Raw genomic sequence first — 22,890 nt, 5'->3', positions numbered from 1 at the left:
AGTAAGAATGGATTATTTCAGCATTGCTGCTTTTGCTTTCGCTACGAACTCATTCGCCTTGTCTTCGAATTCTTTCGCCTTGTCGGCTACTTTGTATTCGCCTGAGTTCAGCTTCTCGGTAAATTTGTTCTCCGTATCCCAAGCCGCGAAGTCATTCCAGCCCGGAACGATCGGCATCGGAACCGCGTTAGACATCAGCTTCATAACTTCCTTCTCGCCAGGAAGCGTAAGGTTCGCCTCCAGCTTCGCCCACACTTCAGGCTGATCCGCTGTCGGGTATTTCGTTACAGGCTGACCTGCAGCTTTCTCGATATCTGCACGCTTGAGGGCGCCATCTTTGCCCCAAGTCATCCATTTCGCCAGCTCGTAAGCTGCTTCCGGATGCTCTGTCGTCGAGGATACGCCGATGAAGTCCAGAATCGTTTGGATACGTTGGCCTGCTTTACCGGAAGGCATCGGATAGAAATCAACATCTCCCGCGCCAGCTTTCTTCATTTCGCTAGGAATCCAGCCCATGTTCCAAGAGTAATCGATCGCCATGGCAGAATGGCCTTTTTGGAACGTCCATGCGCCTTCGTCGCCCCACAGCTTCTTCTTCTGTGCGCCTGTCATCACATCGTCAACTTTCAAACGGCGAAGCTCCAGCTTCAGGTTGTACGCATCAATCCAATCTTGGCTTGTAAAATGGAACTTGTCTCCGTCATACGTATCCCAGCCAAACGAATTATCGTTGTTCATCGGCAGCCACTCTTGGAAGCCAAGGTCGCCCCAAGGACCGCCGATACCGTAGTAGAATTCGTCAGGCTTGGAGAACTTCTTCGCGAGCTCGATCATTTCATCGAAGGTCCAGTTATAGGAAGGGAGCTTCACATTGTTCTTCTCGAACAGCGTTTTGTTGACGAACACGCCTTCTGCATATTGGAATGTTCCCATCGCATAGCGCTTACTGTCGTAAACGGCCATGTCAGCGATGTTCTTGTATACGGACTTCGATTCTTCATCCTTATCCCAGTAAGGAGCAAGGTCGAGCAGCCAGTCGTTCGTAATCGCGAGCGGAACGTCCTTCATCGTGAATACGTCCGGCATAGTTCCTGCAGCTGCCGCGGCAGTCAGTGTCGGTTCAGGCGGGAACGTGATGCTCTTGTCGTACTCCACCGTAATGTTCGGATACTTCTCCATGAACGCTTTCAGCATCTCTTCTTCGAGCTTGTTGTCGCCGCCATCTGCATATTTCAGCTTGAACTTCTCTGTCTTCCATGCCGGTGTCTCTTCCGGCGCAGTCGCTGTGTTATCTGCAGACTGGTTTGTGTTTGCCGCGTTTGTCGCGTCTGATGCAGCATTCGTGTTCTTGTTCGCCGCATTATTCGCTGAATTCTTTTGTGAATCATTGGACTTACCGGAGCATCCCGCCAGCATGGAAATCACAACTGCAGCAATCATGAATACAAGGAGTACTTTGCTAGATTTCATTCTTAATCCCCCAACTCAATATATATTGATACACAGGTGTGCAATGTATCCGATGATAGATGCGGCCGATTGGCCTAGATTCTAGTAAATGAGCTAGTGAAACATTAGTGAAATCGATTTCAATAATTTTCACTAAAATCATTTGTTCATCAGCGTCTTTTACTAGAAATTGTTTGAAATCGATTTCAATAATTTCAATTACAACCGATTATCGGCTGTACATAACAGATGACTGGCGAATAACAAGGTGTGATTCCAGCACCGATAGGCGCGGGATCCCCATCTCCCCATTCATGCAGCGGATCAGCTTATCCGCTACGAGCAAGCCCATATCATACTTTGGCTGGTCGATTGTGCTGAGTGATGGCGTCAAGTACTTAGACACCCGGTCGTTATCCACACCAATTATTGCAAGCTCACCAGGCAAGCTAATTCCATTCTGGTTGCAGTACTCGTACACTCCAAGCGCCATTTCATCGTTAGCTGAGAAGACAGCTGTGAAAGCAAGCCCCTTCCCCGACAATCGTTTGAATGCTTCGTATCCGCCAGTTTCATTGAAATTGCCGTTCTCCACGAGCTCTGGACGGAATGGAATGCTGTGGGCTCCAAGCGCTTTAATGTACCCTTCGAGACGATCGTAGCTATCCTTTGCGTTCGCATAACCACTTAGAAATACGATGTCGCGATGCCCTTGGCTGATCAAGTGCTCCACCGCATCTTTCGCTGCCTTCACGTTGTCAGTGTGGACATTCAGCACATTGTCATGATCAATCCGTCGGCCGATAAGCCCTACTGCTAACCCTCTTTCCGCAAGGTCTACAATCTCCTGCTCCGGCAGCAGAGACGCGACAAGAATAACGCCATCCACGCTTCGGTCCATAAGCAACCGCAAATATTCGCGCTCAATGTCAAGATCATTCTGCGTGTCGCAGATGACGACTTTATACTTCTGCGCGTAAGCCTTCGTTTGAATCCCCTTGACGATATCCGTATTGTAGGACACTTTTATGTCCGATACGATTACGCCGATGGTCATTGTCTTCTGCTGGCGCAAGTTCTTCGCGGCAGCATGAGGCACATACCTCAGTTCCTCAATCACCTTGAGGACGGCGTCTCTTGTTTCGGGCTTCACGATCGGATTGTTGTTTAGCACTCTAGAAACCGTCGTCGGTGAAACCTTAGCTATTTTTGCGACGTCCACGATTTTAATGTCCATTTGCATTCGCCTTTACCAAGTGATAAGGAATTTACAATGAATGCGTTTTCTCATTCATTTATGTTATTACATTATCAGATCCTGAAATCGTTTTCAATACCTCCTTGTGCTCGTGCACAAAAAATTAATAAAACAAAGGTGGAGCCCTCAGAACTCCACCTTTGTTCAATTATTCCATTAGTTCTCGTCTTTAAACTTATCATTCACTTTGTCGATCGCATCTTGGAGGCCAAGTCCCATCTGCTCATCAGCAAACTTCTTCATCGCTTCCTTGATGTCCTCTTTACCCATTACGAGCTTCGTTACGAGACCTTGCACATCGCCACCACCTGTGTTGAGCGAGCCTGCATATGCGTTAACAACCCAGTTTACAGGTGCTTTCTGACCCGTTTGCAGCTGCTGTGCTTCAACTTCATCAAGGTACTTCTGCGTTTGTTCTGCTTCGCTTGGTCCGTAGCCTTCAACATAGCGCTTACCATCGGACCAGATCGACATTCCGTTTAATATCGAGGAGGATGGGTACTTCTTCGCCAGATCGAAATCCTTCTCTTCGGCATGCTTGTTCGTTACCAAGTCACCGTTCGGCTCCCAGTCTGTGCCTTGCAAGCCGTATCTTACAGTCTTCTGACCTTCCGGCGAAGCCAGCCAGTCGAACATCGCGAGGATTCGTTCCTGCTTCTCATCGCTTAATGAACCGTTAAACATTGTTCCGGACCAGTAATCATAGTAACCGTACAGGTAGTTGTTGCCGTCAGCTGCCGGAATCGGAGGCAAAATCTTCACCGCGTCGATATATTTCACGCCTGGATTTTCTTTCGACCAGTTCGGCACGTCGTAAGCCATATTTTTAACTGTGTTTACAAGTGCTGCCGCTTTGCCCTGATTGAACTTCGCGCTTGCATCCATGTTCGGTACGGAGAAGTCTTTATCCAGAATGCCGGATTGATACAGGTCGCGCTCATGTTCAACTACGTCAGCAAATGCATCCGTCATCCAACCTGGCTTCCATTGTCCATCAATCTTCTGCCACCACTGCATCGCAGGAGCGAGGTTATGGAACACGCTGTCACTTGTCCAGTCGATGCTAGAAGTCGTCAGCGGAATGACATGCTTCTTCTCGCCAATTGTCTTCAGTACCACTTTTAGTTCATCATAAGTCGTCGGATCTTTAAGTCCGAGTTCGTCCATCCAATCCTTACGGATAAGAATGCCACGGTCGTTCGGAAGCTCGTTGCGGCTTGCCAGCATACGCGGAATGAAGTAAAGTTTGCCGTCCGACGCTGCTGCGCCTTTCACGTCTGGAAGATCGGTATATTGCTTCAAGCTCGGATATTTGCTCATATCGTCCGGGAGCGCTTTAATAATTCCCTGCTCCACCCACTGGTTGAACAGATCGCCGCTCGTTGCGTCCGTGAAGAACGCGTCCGGCAGTTGTCCGGATGCCGCCCACAGCTTGGTCCGGTCGCCGTAGTCGCCCCAAGATTCGTTCACCGGCTTGATCGTAATGTTGAACTTCTCCTCCAACATCTTCAGCATGTCGTCCGACTGCCCATCCTTAATGACGGTGCCGATGTCCATATAGGCGAGCGAAATATCGAGATGCTCTTTAAATAAATCTTCTGGCGCAGCATTCCCGCTGCCATTGTTACTACTATTGCCGCTTGAGTTCGAAGTATCGCTGTTTGCAGCAGTATTTGCATTCCCTGAATTGTTTGTATTATCACCGTTAGAGCCGCAGCCTGCCAGCAAACCGGAAGTGAGCAGCGCAACACTAAGACCAACCGTAAGAGCATTCTTTTTCTTCATGTCTCTTAACCTCCTTGGTATATGAACGTTCTCGAAACTATCTGTTAGACCCCTCTAAACATGTATCGTTAATTCAAGCTGGCATCAGCCTTTGATCGAACCGATCATCACCCCCTTGGCAAAATATTTTTGCAAGAAAGGATAAACGGCCATAATCGGCACGCTTGCAACCATAATCGCCGCCATCTTCAGTGAATCCTGCGGGATGTTGATCTTGCTCTGTGCGACGGAAGAGATGCCGGCATTCGCGCTAAGAATTTGGCCAATGTTCGCGAGCATGTTCTTGAGCATTAGCTGCAGCGGATACATCGTCGTATCCTGTAGGAACAGCATCGGCGTGTACCAATCGTTCCAGCGGTCGACCGCATAGAAGAGCGAGATCGACGCAATAACCGGCATTGAAGTCGGGATGACAATCCGAAGAAGAATCGTAAAGTCGCCTGCACCGTCAATCTTCGCAGACTCTTCCAAGCTTACAGGGTAATCACGGAAGAAGGAAAGCATAATCCAGATGTAAAAAGTGTTAATTGCCGATGGCAGAATCATAACCCAGTAGCTATTGATCAGCCCTGCCCCTTTGATGGTTAAGTAATATGGAATAAGGCCGCCACCGAAAAACATCGTGAACACGATAAAGCCCATCAGATATTTCCAGCCTGGCATCCCTTTCTTCGAAAGCGCATAAGCGGCAATCGTCGTCAGGAACAAGCTCATGAACGTTCCGACCAGCGTGACGAGAACGGATACGGTGAAAGCTCGTCCAACGCCATACTGAATAATTTGCTTATAACCCTCAAGCGTGAACGTTGTCGGCAGCACATGGCCTGTCGGTGTGCCGAAGGAGCTGATAACGACGGTATAGAATGGGAATATCGCACATGCCGCTGCCAGCAGGAACAACAGGTGCAGCACCAGATCGGCGCTGCTCTTGCCGCGGGTTGCGGTCCGCGATTCCGAGTGGCCGGCAGCTTGATTGAGATCATTCGTAGTATCCATTTTACATCAGCCCCTCCTGACCCATACGTTTCACAATAAAGTTCGCCATGACAAGCAGCACGAGGCTGATGACGGATTTGAACAAACCAACTGCTGTAATGACGCCATAGCCAAGCGATACATTACCCGAGAACGACAACCGGTATATGAACGTATCGAGAATGTCCGACACATCATAGACACCAGCGCTGTACAGGTTAAAGATTTGTTCGAATCCGCCGTTCAGAATGCCGCTGATTGCCAGAATGAGCATCATCGCAACGATTCCGCTAATTGAAGGCCAAGTGACGTGCAGCATTTGCTTCCAGCGGTTCGCTCCGTCCATATAAGCCGCCTCATACAGCTCTGGGCTGATGCCCGCAATGGCCGCCATGTAGATGATCGCGCTCCATCCGGCTTCTTTCCAAATGTCCGTCACATAGAGGAACGGTCTGAACGTATCCGGGTTGGACAGGAAGTTGACTTCCGGCAAGCCAAGCACTTCAAACAGTGCGTGGACCGTACCGGTGTTGCCGAGTATATTGACCAGAATGCCGCCGAGGACGACCCACGATAGGAAGTGCGGGAACGTAAAGATGGTCTGGTACAGCTTCTTCAGGCGTGAGCCTCCAATTTCATTGAGCAGCAGCGCGACGATAATTGCCATCGGGAACTCCACGAGGAGCCTGCCGAAGCTGATCATGATCGTGTTGCGGAACGCATTCCAGAATGCGGAATACCGGAAGATATAATGGAAGTTGTCGAAGCCGACCCAGGGACTTCCGAGTACCCCTTTGTTGAACATGTATTTCTTGAAGGAAAGCGTCACCCCGTACATCGGGATGTAGGAGAAGATCGCGTAGTAGATGACCACCGGCAACAGCAGCAGGTAATACATCTTGTACTGCATCATTCTTCTCCATAAGGAGTTCTTCATCATGACCATCTCCAATCAGCTCTGCATACACATATCGTACCGATTTATGAAAACGCTTACCATGTACGATGCTTAGCTGCTTTTGTTGTTGCAATCGATGTTTTGTATTATTCTCCGTGCACGGGCACAGATATTATCTAATCAAAATACAAAAAGATATATCAATTGTCCATTTCTTGTGTGGAAGGAGGGTGAAACCGCAGTGAAGGCAGCCCTTTCCGCGGAGGGAGACTCTCTCTTTGGGGTTACTTCGCTGATTTCGCACGATGTAGATACCTGGGGGACTCTTTTTACGAAAAGTCGTCAAAATCGCTCGTTCCGGCCAATGTAGCCGATCTGTTGGACATCTTTCACACTTTACGCTCGTTTCCAACCAATGTAGCCGATCTGCTGGACCTCTTTTTTCACAGAAAAAAAGACGGCCCACTTGGCCGCCTCTTTTCGCACATATGCTCTATGTTAAAACGCAACTGTCGCTGCCATAAACGCGCTTCAACAATTGCCCGAATTAATCGTTTCTACTCACAGTCCCTGCCCGCTGTTCCTTCTGCATGGCATCACTCGCTGCCCGGTATTCGCGAGGCGTCTTGCCGATCATTTTCTTAAAAATCTTACTAAAGTAATACGCATCCGGATAGCCTGCTCGCTCCCCAACCCGATGCACCGGTAAATTGCTGCCCCGCAGCAGCTCGCACGCGTGGCGCACCCGCAGCTCAGCCAAGTAATCGGTGAACGACTGGCTCACATGCTTAATGAACAGCTGGCTGATGTAGTTTCGGTTCATGTAAAACTCATCGGCGAGCATCTGCAGCGATATGTTCTGATGAAAGTTCCGGTTCACATAATCGATAACTGCGCTGAACGAATCGCTGCGAATTTGACCTTGATGATAGAGGCCGCCTAAGTAAGCGCCGGACATCCGTTTCAAATCCCGGATCAAGTCATCCACATCGGTATAGCGCTCGATGAGCCGTTCGTAATCGACCAGCCAATATTTTGCCAGCAGATCTTCCTCGACACGCTGCGATTGAATGATCGTCGACATGACTGTGTTGTAGAGATAGAACACATGCTTCATCTGATAAGCGCCGGTCCGAAACCACTCGGCATATTGATCATACAACGCTAGCAGTTCGGACATGTTCTGTTGCTGGAGTGATATCGTGAGCTGCTTGAAATCGCCGAACCCCTTGCTGCTGTTTACGTTCGCCATGCAAAGCGTCGGCACACCGGCGATAAAATATTGGAAAGCCGCAAGCTCTGCATCCTCAATCGCTTCACGCAGCTGCGCCGTTTCGTGGACAAGCCCGCTTATGCCAATACCGCGGAATTTCTCGCGATACGCAAGAAGATGCGTATGGATCGAATCCGGCGCGGTCTCTTCCGCCACATACAGCACTTTTCCGCTTCCTGCGCTCAGCTTCAGCTGGCGGAACGGACGGAGCAGCTCTGCATCCTCCACATCTAGCCCTGAAATCGCACGCAAGCCTCTCGCAGGGTCCATGCCGGCGTTCGTCAGCAGCCGCCCGATCCGCTCGCCGCTCTCCTGCTTGTCCTCCATAATCCAGTCCATTAAAGATGGCACATCTCTGGCAGAACGGTCATCCAGCTTGTCCTTTGCTTTCTTCAATAATGGAATAATTTCCTCTTCCTCAATTGGCTTGAGGCAATAGCCGAGTGCCCCGAGGTTCATGCACTTCTGCACATAAGAGAACTCCGCAAAGCCGCTGACGACGATGAAGAGCGTATCGAGCTGCAGCTCATTGCACCTCTTGATCAGCTCGAGGCCGCTAATTTCCGGCATCCGAATATCAATAAACACGAGGTCCGGGTTCATCTCTTTAATCAACTGAAGCGCCCTTGGACTATTCGTCTCGGTGCCGACAATTTCAAACCCGAAGCGCGACCACTCCACCGCATCCAGCAGGTTCTTAACGACCCACTGCTCATCATCCACAATCATTGCTCTATACATGGCTGTCTCATCTCCGTCTGCACAGGAATCCGAAGGGTCACGATTGTACCCGCTTTCTCTTTGCTCCAAATGTCAATTCCGTAAGGATGCTCGTATAAATACTGCAGCCGGTTGTGGACATTTGCCAGTCCAACGCCTTTACTGCCATCTTCACTCGCTGCAGCCACTTCCCCACTTGGATTCAACTGCTGCAAGATCCTCTCAAGCTGTTCTTTGTCCATGCCGACGCCATCGTCCTGCACCGTCAGAATCAGGTCCTGCCCACTCTCATCCAGCTTCGCGGAGACGCTTAATGTCCCCTTCTCATAGCGAGGCTCAAGCCCGTGGTACACAGCGTTCTCAATGATGGGCTGCAGGATCATTTTCGGAACCTTCAGCTGCATGAGCGGCTCTGGAATGTGACAGTTCAGCTCAAACCGATGTGAGAAACGGACTTCTTGAATGTTCATATATGCCACGACAATCCGTATCTCCTCCGATAGCGGAACGGCATCATTGCCTTTGATACTGTAGCGGAAGATGCGCGATAGCGCGCCTGTCATCTCGCGAATTTCCGGCACGCCTCGCTCAGAGGCAAGACCGCGTATCGTATCGAGCGTGTTATAGAGGAAATGCGGATTTACCTGGCTTTTCAAAAAATCATACTCCGCCCGCTTCTTCTCAATCTCCGACGTCAGCAGCCGCTCCTTCGAATCTACGAGCTGCTCGGTCAGGTCCTGCACATTCGAGAGCATCTGGTTATATCGCACCCCGATGACCTCCGCTTCCGCAGAGCCGCTTAGATCGAGACGCCGGTTCAAATCGCCCTGATGGTTAATCCTCATATAATAATAAAGCTTGCGCAGCGGTAGAATCATATTGTTCAAAATAAACAGGAATGGAATTAGCAGCAGCAGTACGCCGATTCCTACAGCAATGAGCGTCTGCTTGCGAAGCTTGCGGATATCCTTGAAGAACACGTCATCCGGAATAACACGGACGAACTTACCGCCGATCTGGGGAATGTCCTTGATCTGAATATGAGCCAGCTTCCCGTCGACGCGAACGAGACCACTCTTATCCTCGCCGCTCGGCAGCTGAAACGGCTTGCCGATCTTATCGCGGTCATTGCTCATGAAGATCGTATTGCTACGGTCGAGCAAATAAACGGTCGTGCCCGGTTGAAGCGTCTTCAAATCATAGCCGCCGGTAAGCGTTGTTGCATCAATGACCACGATAATCTGGCCGATCTCGCTCGTATACCGGTTATGGATGTTGCTAGAAAAAATATTCGTTCCAACAGCAAAACAATACCGCTCAATGCTACCGGAAGGACATTCTGTCACGTTCGAGAAGAATGAATCGGCCCGTTTCGGCATAAAGTTACCGAATTGTTCCGTAGAGAAACCCTGCAGCGAGAACGAATCACCGTTCTTGCCTCTTACGATCAAGTCGAGGACGCCTGACTTGACCGTCGTCAAGTTGATGAACAAATTCTTGAGCGTCGGGAAGCGTTGGTACTTGGTTAGCGGGTCCTCATCAAGCAAATAGTCTTGAATGGATTGATTGTACGCAACGTTATAGGTGAGCCACTTGATCACATCATAATTGGATAAAATCGTCTGCTCCAATTGGTTAGAAATATCACGCGTATACATCTCATTGTTCTTCGTTAAATATGCAGCGCTGCGGCTGTAATTAAAAAGCAAGATTACAATGATTACGCTTACGGTTAATGCAGCGATCAAGTACATTTGCCCGCGAATCGGCAATTTGCGCAATAGGTTCATCGGCCAGGCCATCCTACTTTTTTTTGCCCTCATTATAGCACAAAGAGCGTATCTCCTCTTCGAATTTCGAAAAAGGAAATACGCTCCATCGCCTACGCTGCACGTGATGCTAGCAGCCGTTATTATTTCACGAGATTCTTCACAGCATCGTCCATCATCATTTCGCCGGCAATTTTACCGGAGTACAGCCAAGCGCTCGATGCAGGAAGCTCGATGACGTGTTTATTCTTCACGGCAGGGATGTTCTGCCATACCGGGTTTTTCAACGTCTCAGCAGCATCTGTCTTGTCGCTGTTCACGAGGAAGATGTAGTCTGCGTTCAGCTCAGCAAGCTTCTCCATCGTAACTGGATTCCAAGCTGCTTTAGCTTCAGCAGGCATGTTGGAAACAAGGTTTGGAGGCGTGAGGCCAAGGTCTTTATACAGAACCGCGCCGCTCGACTTCGTATCGTCTACAAGGTAGAAGTTCTTCGCTACAAGCCACAGGACAGCTGCGGATTTCTTGCCAACGGAACCTTCAAGCTTCGCTTTCGTATCTGCTGCCTTCTGATCGTAATCTGCGATTGCTTTGTCAGCTGCATCACTCTTACCGAGCAAGCCGCCGATTGTCTTAAGCGCTTCACGCCAGTCATTGTTCACTTTATCGCCAAGTACATAAGTAGGAGCGATCTTCGCGTATTGCTCGTATAGACCTTTCTGAACTTGAGATTCAGAACCGATGATGATGAGGTCAGGTGCGAAACCAAGTACGGATTCAACTGGCAGGTCGTACGCGATTGTCGGCACGCCATTCAATTGCGGCGCCAAGTAGTCTTGGATACCGTTAGCTACAGACCATTGAGCAACCGGCTTGTCGCCAAGCGCTACAACTGGATCTTCGAGGTAGGAAGCAAGGATCTTCTGTGGGTTAGCTGGAATTGTAACATCGTGGCCCATTGCATCTTTGACAACCTTCGGCTCAGCTGCAGCTGTATTGTCAGTGCCTGTGTTTGCTGTTCCTGTGTTCTCAGTCGCTGTATTACCGTTATTGTTACTTCCGCAAGCGGAAAGTACAAGCATAATAGCTAGAATACTCATTAGTACAATGCTGAATTTCTTAACACGATCTGTTTTACGCAACAACGTGATAGCCCCCTGGTTAACTAAGTTATTTGTCTATCGAGAATGATAATTAATATCATTTTCAAAGTCAAGCCTTGTCAACAGTTCGTCACAGAAAATTAATGGGCATGAATGCCGGACCTGCGCATATCGTTTCTAAGATGTAAGCATTGGGCGAAATGCTCGCCGGGATCAGCATCATTGGCTCACGCATCGGTCATATTTTGTGGTACGCTCACAATAAGATTGTGATCAAGGAGATCGGACAATGCCAACTAAACCCGCATCAACCCCAAATCGGGACGCACCGCGCCATATTCTATTTACCGGCGGCGGCTCGGCGGGACATGTGACCGTCAATACAGCAATCATCCCGACGATGATTGAACAGGGCTGGAAAGTGTCCTATATCGGCTCGCATAACGGCATCGAGAAGCAGCTGATTAGCAGGCTGCAAGGAGTCGATTACTACGGCATCGCCACCGGCAAGCTGCGCCGGTATATCGATCTCGAGAATGTTAAAGACCCCTTCCGCGTTGTGAAGGGGGTATATCAGGCCTATCGGCTCATTCATCGGCTGAAGCCGGATGTGCTGTTCTCGAAGGGAGGCTTCGTCTCCGTCCCCGTCGTGCTCGGCGCTTGGCTCAACCGCGTGCCGGTTATCATCCACGAGTCGGATTTGACGCCTGGTCTTGCCAATCGGATCGCCGGCCCGTTCGCCAAGAAGATATGCATCACCTTCGCGGAGACGGTGAAGCTGATTAAGGGTGACAAGTCTGTGCATGTTGGCCCGATCATTCGCAGCGATCTGCGAAAAGGCAGCCCATGGAAAGGCATCCAGTGGTGCAAGTTCACACCAGGCAAGCCAGTGCTGCTCATTATGGGCGGAAGCCTCGGATCGCAGCGCATCAACGACGTCATTCGCCGCAATGTGGAGGCGCTGACACGAACGTATCAGATCATTCATATCTGCGGCAAAGGCGAGCTCGACAACAAGCTTACCGGGACGTCAGGCTACCGGCAGTACGAGTACATCCACGATGAGCTTGCGAATGCGGTTGCCTGCTCCGATATCGTCGTCTCGCGGGCAGGCTCGAACTCGATCTTCGAGTTTCTCGCGCTGCGCAAGCCTATGCTGCTCATTCCGCTCTCGAAGTCTGCAAGCCGCGGCGATCAGATTCTGAATGCCGAATCGTTCCGCTCAGCAGGCTTTTGCGAGGTGCTTCAGGAAGAGGAGCTGAGCGACGAAACATTCTTACAGTCACTCGGCAAGGTGTATGCGAGCCGTGAAGCGATTAAGAAGCAGATGCAGCAGGGTCAGCAAGGCGACTCTACGTTGCAGGTGATCGCGCTGATTGACCAGCTTGCGCGTGAATAGTGAACGGCTGCCCGTGGTGGGCAGCCGTTTTTTTTGAGGTCTCGGTAGCATATGCTCCATCGCCGAATATCCCTCTAACGAATCGTAATAACCTTATCGAGCCATATTGGTCCCATGAAAAAATGTAACGAACCTCACAATCGCTATTTGCCTATTTTGCGGCCAAAGGTGGCTGTTTTTCTTGAAATAACGTTTCCTAGGTTCGTTAGAATTTTAAGACAGACGATTTCGGCCCAATAGCGTCTTTGAGGTTCGTTAAAGCTGATGCATGGCCAAGGAATGCCCGGTTTAGATGGGCATCTCGGGCAGGTGCGCCAAATAAGTGGATGTTAGCCAGCCCGAATGTCTCCGCGACAAACCGCTCGGCCCGCTCCGTATTCTCATCCCACAGGTAATTGCGATTCTCGATAATTAGCTTCGGAATCGCCCATTCATCGACAACTCCGCGAACGAATACCTGGCTGCGGGACCACACCTCGCCAGCTTCCTTGAAGTCCTCATCGGTGTGCAGCGACACCGGCCCCCATTCATTGCCGCGAACGCCGCAAATAAACCGCCATTGTCCCTCCACGTCCATCTGATAATAATAAATGAGCCGCGGATTCAGCGGTTCGAGCAACCGCTGTAGCGATAGCGCCAGCAGCTGCAGCTTGCCCCGATCCATTCCGCACAAATGCGAGACGCTGATGACATCCTGCAGCATGACACTTTCAATAATCGTGATCTGCTCCTCCTGAATTAACCGATCCTGTACGAATGCCGCATAGCAGGCTTCCAGCTCCGCGATGAATTTGTCAGCCCCCTCGTCTGAAGATAGCGACTCAAACTGGACGTCCTTCAGCATAAGCGGATGGTTCTCTTCTTGCTCCACAAACAAACGGTTCGTTACCCCCGCGGCTGTGAGCTTATCGGCTCATTCCCCCTTTTAGCTGTCTCCCATTTCTATTCCACAGCGATCCTTCCTTTCCTTTCCCTGTAAAAATGGATATAAAAAAGCAGCAACCTGAGCATGATGCTCGGCTGCTGCCTTAATTGTAATTACGAGCTATTGCTTGCTAGGCATTTGGGAAGACTGTGCTCCAGACTCGCCCTTACCACCGTTCTTCTTCGCGCTCTCTTTGCATTTCGCATGGATTTCCTCACGAAGCTGATGCGCCGTCTTGCCTTCGGTCTTAATGCCGAGGCCCTTCGCGATTTCCTGCAGATGGACAAGCCGCTTCGCTTTCATCTCGGTCTTGAACTTATCCCATTTTGCCGGATCGGCTTCACGTGCTGCTTTGAGCTCCTTAATGATCTGCTCGGTCGACTTGCCTTCCGTCTTAATGCCGAAATAAGCAGCCGCTTCATTCAGATGCTTGAGCTTGCGTGCTTCGTGATGCCCGTGCTCACCTTTTCCGTGATCGCCCTTGCCATGATGCGACCAACGCCAGTGTCCGCGTTCCTGCTCATGCTGCGCTTCCAGCTGCTCCGAAGGCGGAGTTGCCGTGCTCACAGGCTCCTGTGCGTAGGCCGGTACTGCGGCTAGCAGCAAAGCAGCTGCGGAACCGAGTACAAAAAGTTGCTTGCGTAGTTGTTTTTTCACTATGTAACAGCTCCCTTCCAGGACTGGCAATAAAGCCAGCCCGTACAAGCGGTAGCATGCCCTCTAAAGAAATCTTTTATCCAAGCCGATTCTGCTCAAGTTCTTCCAGCTCGAGCTGGAGCGCTTCCTTGCCGAAATGCTCCCCGATAAACACCGCAACATCACTCACATTCCCCTGAGGCGTAATGCGGATGAACTCCACCTCGCGATAAGCGTACTGGAACAGGAAGCGGCTGCTCGTATCGGTGAAGGTGACGATCCCTTTCGCCCGGTACACTTCCCTCGGCAGACGCTGGATGAGCTCCTCGAAGGCATGGCTGTTAATCGGCCCGGCAAAATAATGCGTCAGCGTCATGACATGCGAATGCGAGCTATAATCGCCATGTTCGTGTTCGTGGTCATGATCGTGATCGTGATTGCAGTTCGCGCCGCATACATGCTTGCCGCTGGCTGTATCATCGAAGCGCTCAGCTGACGGAGCTAGCTTCGCTTTCGGCGCTGCCGCGAGATCGAAGATGCTGAGGTCCGTTACACAGCGGACGGTCACGGTCAGCGGGGCGAATGCGTTCAGCTCCCGAACAAGCTGCTGCACCTCGACAAGCTCTTCGGGCGCGAGCTTATCGGCTTTGTTCACGATCAGGTCCGTCGCGCAGCGAATCTGGTCCTGCATCAGCTTGAACGTCTTGCCGCCCCGGCGGCTGCGCTCAAGCAGCTCAGGGCCGTCAACGACCGTAGCGATCGTACGCAGGTCGATGCGCATGAACAGCGCCGCCTCCGTAACCGCGTCGATGATCTCCATCGGATTCGCAGCGCCCGTCGATTCAATCAGCACGACCTCCGGCTGATGTTCGTCGATAAGCTCCTTCAGCTCGATGCTCAGATCGCCGCGAATGGTGCAGCAGATGCAGCCAGACAGCATCTCTGCCATTGGCACGTCACCCTCTACGAACTGACCGTCCAGATTGACGTCGCCAAGTTCGTTCATAATGATGGCGACCTTCACGTCCTGCGCTTTATAGTAGTCAACAACTTGGTTTAGTAATGTCGTTTTGCCGCTGCCGAGAAAGCCGGACAGCAGATGAACCGGAATCGAATGTTCAATAGAAGCTGGCATAATTTACGTCCTCTCACACATAGAATAGCTGGCTCAAATTATACCGTTTTTTGTGCGAATTTAACAGTTGAAGGACACTGGGGTATTATTTTGGCTGGCTGCCGCATATTCTTTCTTGCAATGGACCTTAGAGGGAGAGTGAGCGCGCAATCATGGAACAAACAGCAATTCCAGTAATCGTGTTGAGCGGCTTTCTGGGCAGCGGCAAAACAACTCTGCTGCTAAGACTGCTGCAGCATGCGAGGTCAAGTGGCCTGCGGGCATCGGTGCTCATGAATGAAATCGGCGCCGTCGACGTGGACGGCACGCTCGTCAGCAGCGAGTCCGCCTATCAGATGCTGGAGCGCATTACGGAGGGCTGCCTGTGCTGCAGCAAGAAGAGCGAGCTAGCCTCTTGCCTGGAGCGGCTTGCGCTCATGCGGCCAGACGTTATTGTAATGGAGCTGACCGGCGTTGCGAACCCGGAAGAAATCGCGGAGGCGATTACCGAGCCGAGCATTATCGGCAAGGTGAAGCTGCACCGAATCGTCACTGTGCTGGATGCCGAGCATGCGCTTGATTATAACAGCATTTTCTCATCGGATCGCGAGCTGATCCGGACGCTGCGCAAGCAGATTGAGGTGGCGGATGTCATCATCGCCAACAAAGCCGACCTCATCTCGAACCGTACAGCGGACAAAGTGCATCAGCTCACGCTGGACCGCAATCCCGCCGCCCGCTATGTAACCGCGATCCGCTGCGAGATCGATTCCGCGATCGTCTTCGAGGGCGTCGCGGCGACGGGCCGACGGCAGCCAGCCGTTGTGACCGGCGTGCGCGCTACCGCGGCAGGCGGCGGACGCATCGCCGCCGGCTCGGTCCCCGCCGGAGCCGGCAAGTCCGCGGCGACTGGGCCTAGCGCCAGCGCCGGTGGCGCGACGGCACGCAGCGGCGCGGCGGAGAGCGCGACAAGCACGTCGTTCGCACGCATCCGCACCGCGGCGATCTATCCCGGTGCTGGCGCAGGCGGAGTGACGCGCCGCCAGTTCGAGAGCTTCGTCAGCGGGCGCGGCAACAATTGCTTGCGCGCCAAAGGGTATATGCCCTTCGGCCGCGATGGCAGCCTGATGCTATTCCAACTGGCGGGCAAGCGGATTGAATGGGCGCCGAGCAGCTACGTCGGCGAGCCATACTTCGTCATGATCGGCATCGAGCTCGACGAGAGCAAGATCAAGCAGGAATGGGAGCGTTTCGCAGAGGTGGGTGCGCGCAAATAAGAAAGGCGAGCGGGGGTTATGACTGACCCTGCTCGCCTTTTTCTAATGTTCTGATGTCTCCACCCCTATCCCATGCCGACTCGTTCTGCACCGCATTTATTATAGGGGTACGAAAACCTTATAAGGGGTGGTCTTACCCATATGCGCATCACCTTCCACGCCTAGCCCAGCAAGCAGCCTAATGACCGGAGCGGTTTCTTTGCTGAACGTATGTGTTGCACTGCGACTGACTGAGATGACTGTTCCGAGAGCATTTTCCACGATCGTCACCATCACCTTCCGAGTCTACTATTAGCTCGCATTGACCATGCTATAATTCCCTTTCTACTTCCGCCAGAAAGTAGAACAATCCGCCTTATCCAACATATTAAACTCAATTATTCTCTTAAGTAGTTCATAATCAACCGGACTCCCCCACTTGATACGGAACAGCAGGTCCGTACGATCATAGCCGGACTGCGCGATTTCTTCAGCGAATCGAGCCATCCCGGCCCGTTCAGGGGCAACCGCCATATGTTGTTTGGAGACGCTAAAGCCAATAATGTAGGTATCGTGATCGGTAAACATCGGCTGTTTCCATGCAATGATCGGCACTAAGCTTGGGAATCTCTCAATAATCCAACTGAGCACTTCTTCCGTACGAGCCCGGTGCAGCGGGTCCTTGATACCTGCTAGATATTCTGCAAAGGCTTCCACTAATATTCCTCCTAAAATAAGGTGTTTTCCTTCATCCTATCCGTTAATAGTTTAACTCATTCCCCATATGCACTGTTATATTCTGATAACAAAAAGAGCGAGCAGGCCTAAGCCCAGCTCACTCTAATGATTAATCCGCTCGAACAACGAGATCCGAGACGTTCCCGTCCGTCACTTCCAGCTCCGCTGTAGCTTGAGGATGATTCGGGTCTCCGATTAGAATCGTGTATTTGCCTGACGCAATGTCGTCCAGTTTGAAGTTACCGCTTCCATCCGTAACCGGCCAATGACTGCCCGCATTGCCTGGCGCTACTAGATAGATTATTGCGTCAGAGATCGGATTGCCCTCCGCATCGACAGCCCTTCCCGTCACCGTAAAGGTCGGCAGCGCGAGCTTAAGTGCCACCTGCTGTACGTTCCCGTCACGAACCGTAATTTGGACCGGCTCCTGCGGCACGTAATTTGCAAAATAGAACATGACTTCATACGTACCATTCGGGATGTTCGCGAAAGAGTATGTTCCGGAGTTCCCGTCGTTACGCGTGGTTGGATAGTTCCTGCTCTGACCCTTCAAATAGATTCCGGCATTTAGGGCATTGCCGTTCACATCCGTTACCTTTACGGTAACCGAGTACCCTTTGCCGTCATCCGACTGCTGCTCGTTATTATTATTATTATTATTATTGCTGTTTCCCGAATCTTCGTCGCTGTCGTCAAACTCGACTATCTCTTCCGTATCATCGGATTTGATGTCGTCGCCGTACTGGTAAGCCCGCCAAAGCATGGAAGCCGCCTGCGCGCGGGTCACCGGCTGCTGCGGTCGGAATGTCTCATCCGGGAAGCCTGAGGCAATGCCCGACTCGACTGCAATCGCTACGTAATTCCGAGCATATTTGGATATGCCGCTAAAATCCTTAAACATCGCCTGGAGCATGCTCTGGTCAGGCAGATGAGTCTTGTCGTAGCCCTTCAGCTTCACTAGAGCAACAGCTATGTCCTCCCGGATTGCAGGTGAATCCGGCTTAAAGATCACCTTCCCGTTAGATAGCTTATAGCCATTCAGATACGTCTTGGACGCTTCAACAAAAGGTGACTCCCAATCGGACGGTTGCAGATCGGCAAAGGTCGATTTCGTTACCTTCTTTGCTTTTGCGCCTGAGGCTAGCATCATGATCTTGGCAAACTCCGCACGCGTTACAACTTTGCTTGGCCTGAACTTCCCGTCTGGATAGCCGCCTAATACGCCGCGGTCGGACAAGTCTTTGATCGCGGTTAGCGCCCAGTAGTCATCAGGTACATCGCTGAATGGGGAGCTTGTCTGTTTATCAGGCTGCGGATCGAGCTCACTGCCGTAATCGAGGGGATCTCCCCCGTTGCTCGGTTGCGTCGTTGAAGAGTCGGAGACGCTGTTACTTACCGTTACGCCTGCTTCGACTTGCCAGGTGTACTCGGAGCTGATGGACGGCGGGATAAGCTGATACTTCACACCCTTGACCATCTTGCTGAGGTCTACTACATGGAACTCAAAGCCCGTATCGGCGGGATCTCCGAATCCGCCCATAATTGTAGCAGGAACATCTGGATATCCATCAGCTCGCAATACAAATTCCTTCCCCGCTTTATCAATAAAACCCATATCTTCGCCATGGATCTGTTCTCTTGTCGAAACGATGAAGTCAAAGGACATCCCTTGAATCGGTTTAATGATTGCAGGATCACCTTTCCATAGCGCCCTATAAATATGAGCACTACGAAGCTGGCTTTCTTGCGCAGAGACGGAATAGGCCGGTATGAGCATCGCGACGCATACCATTAGCAGCAATAGTTTTGTTATTCTCATCATACGTTACTCCGTAAACTCGACGATCTCTTCGCCATCGCCAGTCTCGGCTGGTTCTGAATCGTCGCTGTTCTCTTCCTTGTTTTCATCTCCGTACTGATAAGCTCTCCACAACATCGACGCTGCTTGAGCGCGGGTCACTGCCTGCTGTGCGCGGAACGTCTCGTCCGGGAATCCCGATACGAGGTTATTCTCAACCGCCAATGCGACATAATCCTTGGCGTAGGACGAAATCGAGTTGTAATCCTTGAACATCGCCTGAATGATCGTACGGTCAGGCATCTTCGTCTTGTTGTAGCCCTTCAGTTTCACGATAGCCACTGCAACATCCTCGCGAGTTGCCGGTGCATCTGGCTTGAACACCAACTTGCCATTTGTTAGCTTGTAAGCGTTCAAGTATGGCTTGGCCGCTTCCACAAAAGGCGCCTCCCAGTCCGTCGACTTGATGTCGGAGAACGTTGACTTGTCCACTTTTACCGGGTCAAGTCCAGCCGCTAGCACCATGATCTTCGCGAATTCAGCGCGCGTTACGACTCTCTCCGGACGGAATTTCCCATCCGGATAGCCGGAGATAACGCTGCGGGTCACCAGGTCCTGAATCGCACTGAACGCCCAATATTGATTCGTAATATCCGTAAATGGAGATTCACCGACGCTGTTATAGTTCGGGTCGATATCGCTGCCATAGTTATTCGGATCGGATGGCTTAGTAGGATCCGGCTGAGTCGGCTGAGTCGGCTGTGTTGCCTCATCGCCAGTCACAGTTACAGTCGTCTCATTGTAAGCGAGCGGATGACGGTTACTATCATAAAGAATCGTAAGCACATTGTACGTGCCCCCGTTCGGAAGACCACTGTTAATGCCTGTTTCGGAATACGGCTCCGGCAAGCCTGCATACGCTTCTACGCCTACTTCACTTACGGCGAAAGGCGCATTGGACGATTGAACCGTAATATGCGAGAAAGCTTGAGCCTGCTCCGGCAGCTCCGAACGAGTAATGACCGTCTTAAAGCCTTTGACGCCCGCAATATGCTTGATTCCCGCGGTCAATTCAACCGCAGCTGCTGCTGTCGTTTGCTCCACCTGCTCCTCCGCTTGGGCATAATCCTTCATCCCTGCTGTAGCAAATACAAAGATTAAAGCAGCACAAATCATAGACTTAACCCATTTGTTTCTTAGTTGATACATCATAGCTTCCCCTCTCTTTGGTAAACAACCCATCTATTAGGTTATATCATATCCACTAGTGTTTTAGTAGGAAAAGTAGGATAGATGGCCCAGTATCCTCATCCTCGTTCGACAACAAAGACAAAAAACCGCCCCTACCGGATGCGGTTTCAACAAAAATTATGTTATTGGTCTACTTCTGATTCGACAGAGCAGCAAAGGACCGTCTCATCAACTATATAAGAGTGATTCTGCGAGAGCGACCGCCTTTAGCAGTCTCGGAAAATCTTCTGGAGGTGCTCCATCTTCTACCATCCAGCACTCACCCATCGCCGTTTCAACATAAAGACATTTTCGCAATATGTCGTTTGGAATATGAAGCTTTTCTTCTAAACTGCCTATGATATCGTTTATTTTCTGATAGACTTCGTGCGTGACTTCGTCACCGAACTCATTTAATATGAACCGCGGAACGTCAAATACAGGGTCGCCAATTACGCCCTTAGGATCAATAATCACATACTTCCCATTATCACCTAACAAAATATTATCATGATGAAAGTCGCCATGAAGCAGCATCTGCTTCGAATAGGAGGCAGCAACGGATAAGCAGATATCCTCTGCTTTTTTCATATGCCTATATAACTCTTTACAATCTTCCCGCTTGCTCATGTATTCCGTTATCTTGCTGACCCACTCTGTATAGCTCGGATATAGGTCTGCTTTAGCGGGGGTTATATGCAAATCATTAAATAGAGAAGCAAAAACAGAAAGTCTCTCTTCAAGAGAGCTCTCATTCCTTAAAGGAATCCCAGGCCTTAGACACTCTTCGAGGATGACACCGTTTTCAATATCAGTGTCAAATACTCTACCAAATCGTCTACCGCCATATTCACGCAAAGTGCTAAGCTCGGTAGCAATTACTCCCTGAGAAAGCTGACCTATTTTGAGAACGGCGTTACCATAGCTTTCGGAATAGCACTTAAAAACGAGCTTCGCGGAGTAGGAAGGGACAAGCTGGAACGAGGTTAATGCCCACTTATCTGCATAAACCTCAATATCTCTTTGAACCTTCTCGTAAAATTCATTACCAAACTTGTTAATGATATTTTCAATCTCATTGGGGTTGAAAATATAATGCTTGTTCATCCTCGTACTCCTCCTGGACAGTTCTGTTCTATCGATTCAAACATAAACATAGAAATGGACGCTTCATGAAAGGGGGACTTGCTTGTACGCGATCGCTTGGCTGATACTGGCTGCCGTGCTTGTGCTGGTTGAGCTATTTACGGGAACCTTTTATTTCTTACTGATGGCTGCCGCTTCCGTTATTACTATCATAACCGCACTGACCGGATTACCGCTATTGGTTCAATTCTTCACGTTTGTAATCGCGCTCGCTCTACTGTATATGTTCTTGCTTCCGATTCTTCGGAAAGTCGTTCCGTCGAGTTCGAGAATGCTAGTACGGCAAGGCTCCGAGTATTTGGTGGGACAAGAAGCGTTCGTCATTCAAACCATCTCGCCTGAGGAGGCGGGGTTAGTCAAGGTGCATGGAGAGATTTGGTCCGCGGTGTCTGGCGAGAAGCTTGAAGCAGGAACGAAAGTAACCGTCGCAGAGGTTCGAGTAACGAAATTATTCGTGACAAAGGAGTAGATGCAGATTGGTTGGCATTATTGTCTTTATCGTTATTCTTGCAGTGGTTGCAGCTATTGTCATTAAAGGCATTCGGATCATTCCGCAGCAAACCGTAGCAATCGTGGAGAGGCTAGGCAAATACAACAAAACGCTTCATGCCGGGGTGAACCTCATCATCCCGGTCATTGACAAAATCCGGCTGCGCCACGATCTTCGCATCCATCAGGAAACCGTGCCCTCGCAATCGGTCATCACAAAGGACAATGTTGCAATCGGCGTGGAGCTTGCGACATTCTTCAGCGTTGTGGATCCTAAGCTCGCGACCTATGGCATCGCGAACTATGTAGGCGGCATACATAACATTGTGGCATCTGCACTGCGGGCGACCATTGGCAAAATGGAGCTGGACGAAATTCTCTCCAACCGTGATCGTATCCAGACGGACCTTAGAATGGTGCTCGATCAAGCGTCAGAGAGTTGGGGCGTTCGTATTGAGCGCGTCGAGGTGCTGCAGTTAGCCATCCCATCGGATATCCAGAATTCGATGGAGAAGCAGATGCGAGCAGAGCGTGAGAAACGCGCCATCATTCTGCAGGCAGAAGGCGAGAAGCAATCGACGGTATTGCGTGCAGAGGCGCAGCGGCAAGCCGTCGTCCTCGCAGCCGAGGCCGAGAAGCAGCGGCAAATTCTCGATGCGGAAGCGAAGCAGAAGGCGCAGGAGCTCGAAGCGCGAGGAAAAGCGGAAGCGATCAAGCATGTCGCTGATGCGGAGCGAGCGAGGATCGAGGCCATAAAGCTGGCTGGACTGGATGCGCAGATACTGGCTTATAAGTCATTCGAGGCACTCGGGCAAATGGCTGAGGGTCGCGCAACGACAATCTTTATCCCAACAGACGCGGTGAATGCACTTGGTTCCGCGGGGATGATCGGCAAAATATTCGATATTACGAATCCAAAATAAAGAGGTCCG

At 50.8% G+C, this 22,890-nt stretch carries 20 protein-coding genes; 4 read left to right on the top strand and 16 right to left on the bottom strand.

Annotated elements, in window-relative coordinates; translation table 11 throughout:
* Nucleotides 1–12 precede the first annotated feature (12 nt).
* The 8 genes from BMY11_RS21585 to BMY11_RS21550 form a co-directional block, all read right to left on the bottom strand.
* Complete coding sequence (locus BMY11_RS21585) at nt 13–1,470, bottom strand: ABC transporter substrate-binding protein (protein WP_090581159.1); 1,458 nt, start codon at nt 1,468–1,470, stop codon at nt 13–15.
* 208 nt (nt 1,471–1,678) lie between these two features.
* Entirely contained in the window at nt 1,679–2,686 is a 1,008-nt protein-coding gene (locus tag BMY11_RS21580) for a LacI family DNA-binding transcriptional regulator (RefSeq protein WP_090581154.1), read from the bottom strand.
* Between the two features lie 177 nt (nt 2,687–2,863).
* Nucleotides 2,864–4,492, bottom strand: a complete 1,629-nt coding sequence (locus BMY11_RS21575; RefSeq protein ID WP_090581151.1) for an extracellular solute-binding protein — start codon at nt 4,490–4,492, stop codon at nt 2,864–2,866.
* Between the two features lie 84 nt (nt 4,493–4,576).
* Nucleotides 4,577–5,488: a carbohydrate ABC transporter permease gene (locus BMY11_RS21570; protein ID WP_090581145.1), complete on the bottom strand. Its 912-nt coding sequence runs from the start codon at nt 5,486–5,488 to the stop codon at nt 4,577–4,579.
* 1 nt (nt 5,489) lies between these two features.
* Complete coding sequence (locus BMY11_RS21565) at nt 5,490–6,407, bottom strand: ABC transporter permease (protein ID WP_256217687.1); 918 nt, start codon at nt 6,405–6,407, stop codon at nt 5,490–5,492.
* A gap of 505 nt (nt 6,408–6,912) precedes the next feature.
* Nucleotides 6,913–8,379 (bottom strand): response regulator transcription factor, encoded by a 1,467-nt coding sequence (locus BMY11_RS21560; protein ID WP_090581140.1) that lies wholly within the window; start codon nt 8,377–8,379, stop codon nt 6,913–6,915.
* A complete protein-coding gene (locus tag BMY11_RS21555; RefSeq protein WP_177182761.1) occupies nt 8,364–10,148 on the bottom strand; it encodes a sensor histidine kinase in 1,785 nt (594 codons plus the stop codon). Before BMY11_RS21555 ends, BMY11_RS21560 begins: the two co-directional genes overlap by 16 nt.
* Nucleotides 10,149–10,270: 122 nt before the next feature.
* Nucleotides 10,271–11,269, bottom strand: coding sequence for an iron-hydroxamate ABC transporter substrate-binding protein (locus BMY11_RS21550; RefSeq protein WP_256217686.1), 999 nt, complete (start codon nt 11,267–11,269; stop codon nt 10,271–10,273).
* Between the two features lie 247 nt (nt 11,270–11,516).
* Between BMY11_RS21550 and BMY11_RS21545 the strand changes: the two genes are divergently transcribed.
* Nucleotides 11,517–12,626 (top strand): undecaprenyldiphospho-muramoylpentapeptide beta-N-acetylglucosaminyltransferase, encoded by a 1,110-nt coding sequence (locus BMY11_RS21545; protein ID WP_090581133.1) that lies wholly within the window; start codon nt 11,517–11,519, stop codon nt 12,624–12,626.
* Between the two features lie 205 nt (nt 12,627–12,831).
* Here BMY11_RS21545 and BMY11_RS21540 read toward each other — a convergent pair whose 3' ends face one another.
* The 3 genes from BMY11_RS21540 to BMY11_RS21530 all read right to left on the bottom strand — a co-directional run bounded on the left by BMY11_RS21540 (nt 12,832) and on the right by BMY11_RS21530 (nt 15,322).
* Nucleotides 12,832–13,503, bottom strand: a complete 672-nt coding sequence (locus BMY11_RS21540; RefSeq protein WP_090581131.1) for a hypothetical protein — start codon at nt 13,501–13,503, stop codon at nt 12,832–12,834.
* Between the two features lie 168 nt (nt 13,504–13,671).
* Nucleotides 13,672–14,208 (bottom strand): hypothetical protein, encoded by a 537-nt coding sequence (locus BMY11_RS21535; protein ID WP_090581128.1) that lies wholly within the window; start codon nt 14,206–14,208, stop codon nt 13,672–13,674.
* Nucleotides 14,209–14,284: 76 nt separating this feature from the next.
* Nucleotides 14,285–15,322 (bottom strand): CobW family GTP-binding protein, encoded by a 1,038-nt coding sequence (locus BMY11_RS21530; RefSeq protein WP_090581126.1) that lies wholly within the window; start codon nt 15,320–15,322, stop codon nt 14,285–14,287.
* 152 nt (nt 15,323–15,474) lie between these two features.
* Between BMY11_RS21530 and BMY11_RS21525 the strand changes: the two genes are divergently transcribed.
* Nucleotides 15,475–16,578: a CobW family GTP-binding protein gene (locus BMY11_RS21525; RefSeq protein WP_090581123.1), complete on the top strand. Its 1,104-nt coding sequence runs from the start codon at nt 15,475–15,477 to the stop codon at nt 16,576–16,578.
* A gap of 99 nt (nt 16,579–16,677) precedes the next feature.
* Here BMY11_RS21525 and BMY11_RS21520 read toward each other — a convergent pair whose 3' ends face one another.
* From BMY11_RS21520 to BMY11_RS21500, 5 genes are all read right to left on the bottom strand, one after another.
* The gene (locus BMY11_RS21520) at nt 16,678–16,839 is read right to left on the bottom strand and encodes a hypothetical protein (RefSeq protein WP_218150205.1); all 162 of its coding nucleotides are present in this window, start codon (nt 16,837–16,839) and stop codon (nt 16,678–16,680) included.
* 63 nt (nt 16,840–16,902) lie between these two features.
* Nucleotides 16,903–17,274 (bottom strand): iron chaperone, encoded by a 372-nt coding sequence (locus BMY11_RS21515; protein ID WP_090581121.1) that lies wholly within the window; start codon nt 17,272–17,274, stop codon nt 16,903–16,905.
* 130 nt (nt 17,275–17,404) lie between these two features.
* Complete coding sequence (locus BMY11_RS21510; RefSeq protein WP_090581118.1) at nt 17,405–19,117, bottom strand: S-layer homology domain-containing protein; 1,713 nt, start codon at nt 19,115–19,117, stop codon at nt 17,405–17,407.
* Nucleotides 19,118–19,120: 3 nt separating this feature from the next.
* Nucleotides 19,121–20,305, bottom strand: coding sequence for an S-layer homology domain-containing protein (locus tag BMY11_RS21505; protein WP_177182760.1), 1,185 nt, complete (start codon nt 20,303–20,305; stop codon nt 19,121–19,123).
* Between the two features lie 207 nt (nt 20,306–20,512).
* Nucleotides 20,513–21,430 carry an aminoglycoside phosphotransferase family protein gene (locus BMY11_RS21500; RefSeq protein ID WP_090581111.1) on the bottom strand — a complete coding sequence of 306 codons (918 nt, stop codon included), beginning with the start codon at nt 21,428–21,430 and terminating at the stop codon, nt 20,513–20,515.
* 82 nt (nt 21,431–21,512) lie between these two features.
* On the opposite strand from BMY11_RS21500, the gene BMY11_RS21495 reads away from it, so the two are divergent.
* Together BMY11_RS21495 and BMY11_RS21490 are read left to right on the top strand one after the other, a co-directional pair.
* Nucleotides 21,513–21,938 (top strand): NfeD family protein, encoded by a 426-nt coding sequence (locus tag BMY11_RS21495; RefSeq protein WP_090581108.1) that lies wholly within the window; start codon nt 21,513–21,515, stop codon nt 21,936–21,938.
* Between the two features lie 7 nt (nt 21,939–21,945).
* Nucleotides 21,946–22,881: an SPFH domain-containing protein gene (locus tag BMY11_RS21490; RefSeq protein WP_090581104.1), complete on the top strand. Its 936-nt coding sequence runs from the start codon at nt 21,946–21,948 to the stop codon at nt 22,879–22,881.
* The last annotated feature ends 9 nt before the right edge of the window (nt 22,882–22,890 follow it).

It is taken from the genome of Paenibacillus sp. OV219 (genome assembly GCF_900110075.1).
In the GTDB taxonomy this organism is placed as follows: domain Bacteria; phylum Bacillota; class Bacilli; order Paenibacillales; family Paenibacillaceae; genus Paenibacillus_Z.
Note: the sequence above shows the minus strand (reverse complement) of the source record. Positions and strands in the feature narration are given on the sequence as shown.

Bases quoted from the DNA above. Each gene is read 5' to 3' on its own strand.
- BMY11_RS21505 (WP_177182760.1), bottom strand. From the start codon at position 20,305: ATGATGTATCAACTAAGAAACAAATGGGTTAAGTCTATGATTTGTGCT.
- BMY11_RS21510 (WP_090581118.1), bottom strand. From the start codon at position 19,117: ATGATGAGAATAACAAAACTATTGCTGCTAATGGTATGCGTCGCGATG.
- BMY11_RS21585 (WP_090581159.1), bottom strand. From the start codon at position 1,470: ATGAAATCTAGCAAAGTACTCCTTGTATTCATGATTGCTGCAGTTGTG.
- BMY11_RS21530 (WP_090581126.1), bottom strand. From the start codon at position 15,322: ATGCCAGCTTCTATTGAACATTCGATTCCGGTTCATCTGCTGTCCGGC.
- BMY11_RS21570 (WP_090581145.1), bottom strand. From the start codon at position 5,488: ATGGATACTACGAATGATCTCAATCAAGCTGCCGGCCACTCGGAATCG.
- BMY11_RS21500 (WP_090581111.1), bottom strand. From the start codon at position 21,430: ATGAACAAGCATTATATTTTCAACCCCAATGAGATTGAAAATATCATT.
- BMY11_RS21525 (WP_090581123.1), top strand. From the start codon at position 15,475: ATGGAACAAACAGCAATTCCAGTAATCGTGTTGAGCGGCTTTCTGGGC.
- BMY11_RS21580 (WP_090581154.1), bottom strand. From the start codon at position 2,686: ATGGACATTAAAATCGTGGACGTCGCAAAAATAGCTAAGGTTTCACCG.
- BMY11_RS21560 (WP_090581140.1), bottom strand. From the start codon at position 8,379: ATGTATAGAGCAATGATTGTGGATGATGAGCAGTGGGTCGTTAAGAAC.
- BMY11_RS21565 (WP_256217687.1), bottom strand. From the start codon at position 6,407: ATGATGAAGAACTCCTTATGGAGAAGAATGATGCAGTACAAGATGTAT.
- BMY11_RS21545 (WP_090581133.1), top strand. From the start codon at position 11,517: ATGCCAACTAAACCCGCATCAACCCCAAATCGGGACGCACCGCGCCAT.
- BMY11_RS21575 (WP_090581151.1), bottom strand. From the start codon at position 4,492: ATGAAGAAAAAGAATGCTCTTACGGTTGGTCTTAGTGTTGCGCTGCTC.
- BMY11_RS21555 (WP_177182761.1), bottom strand. From the start codon at position 10,148: ATGAACCTATTGCGCAAATTGCCGATTCGCGGGCAAATGTACTTGATC.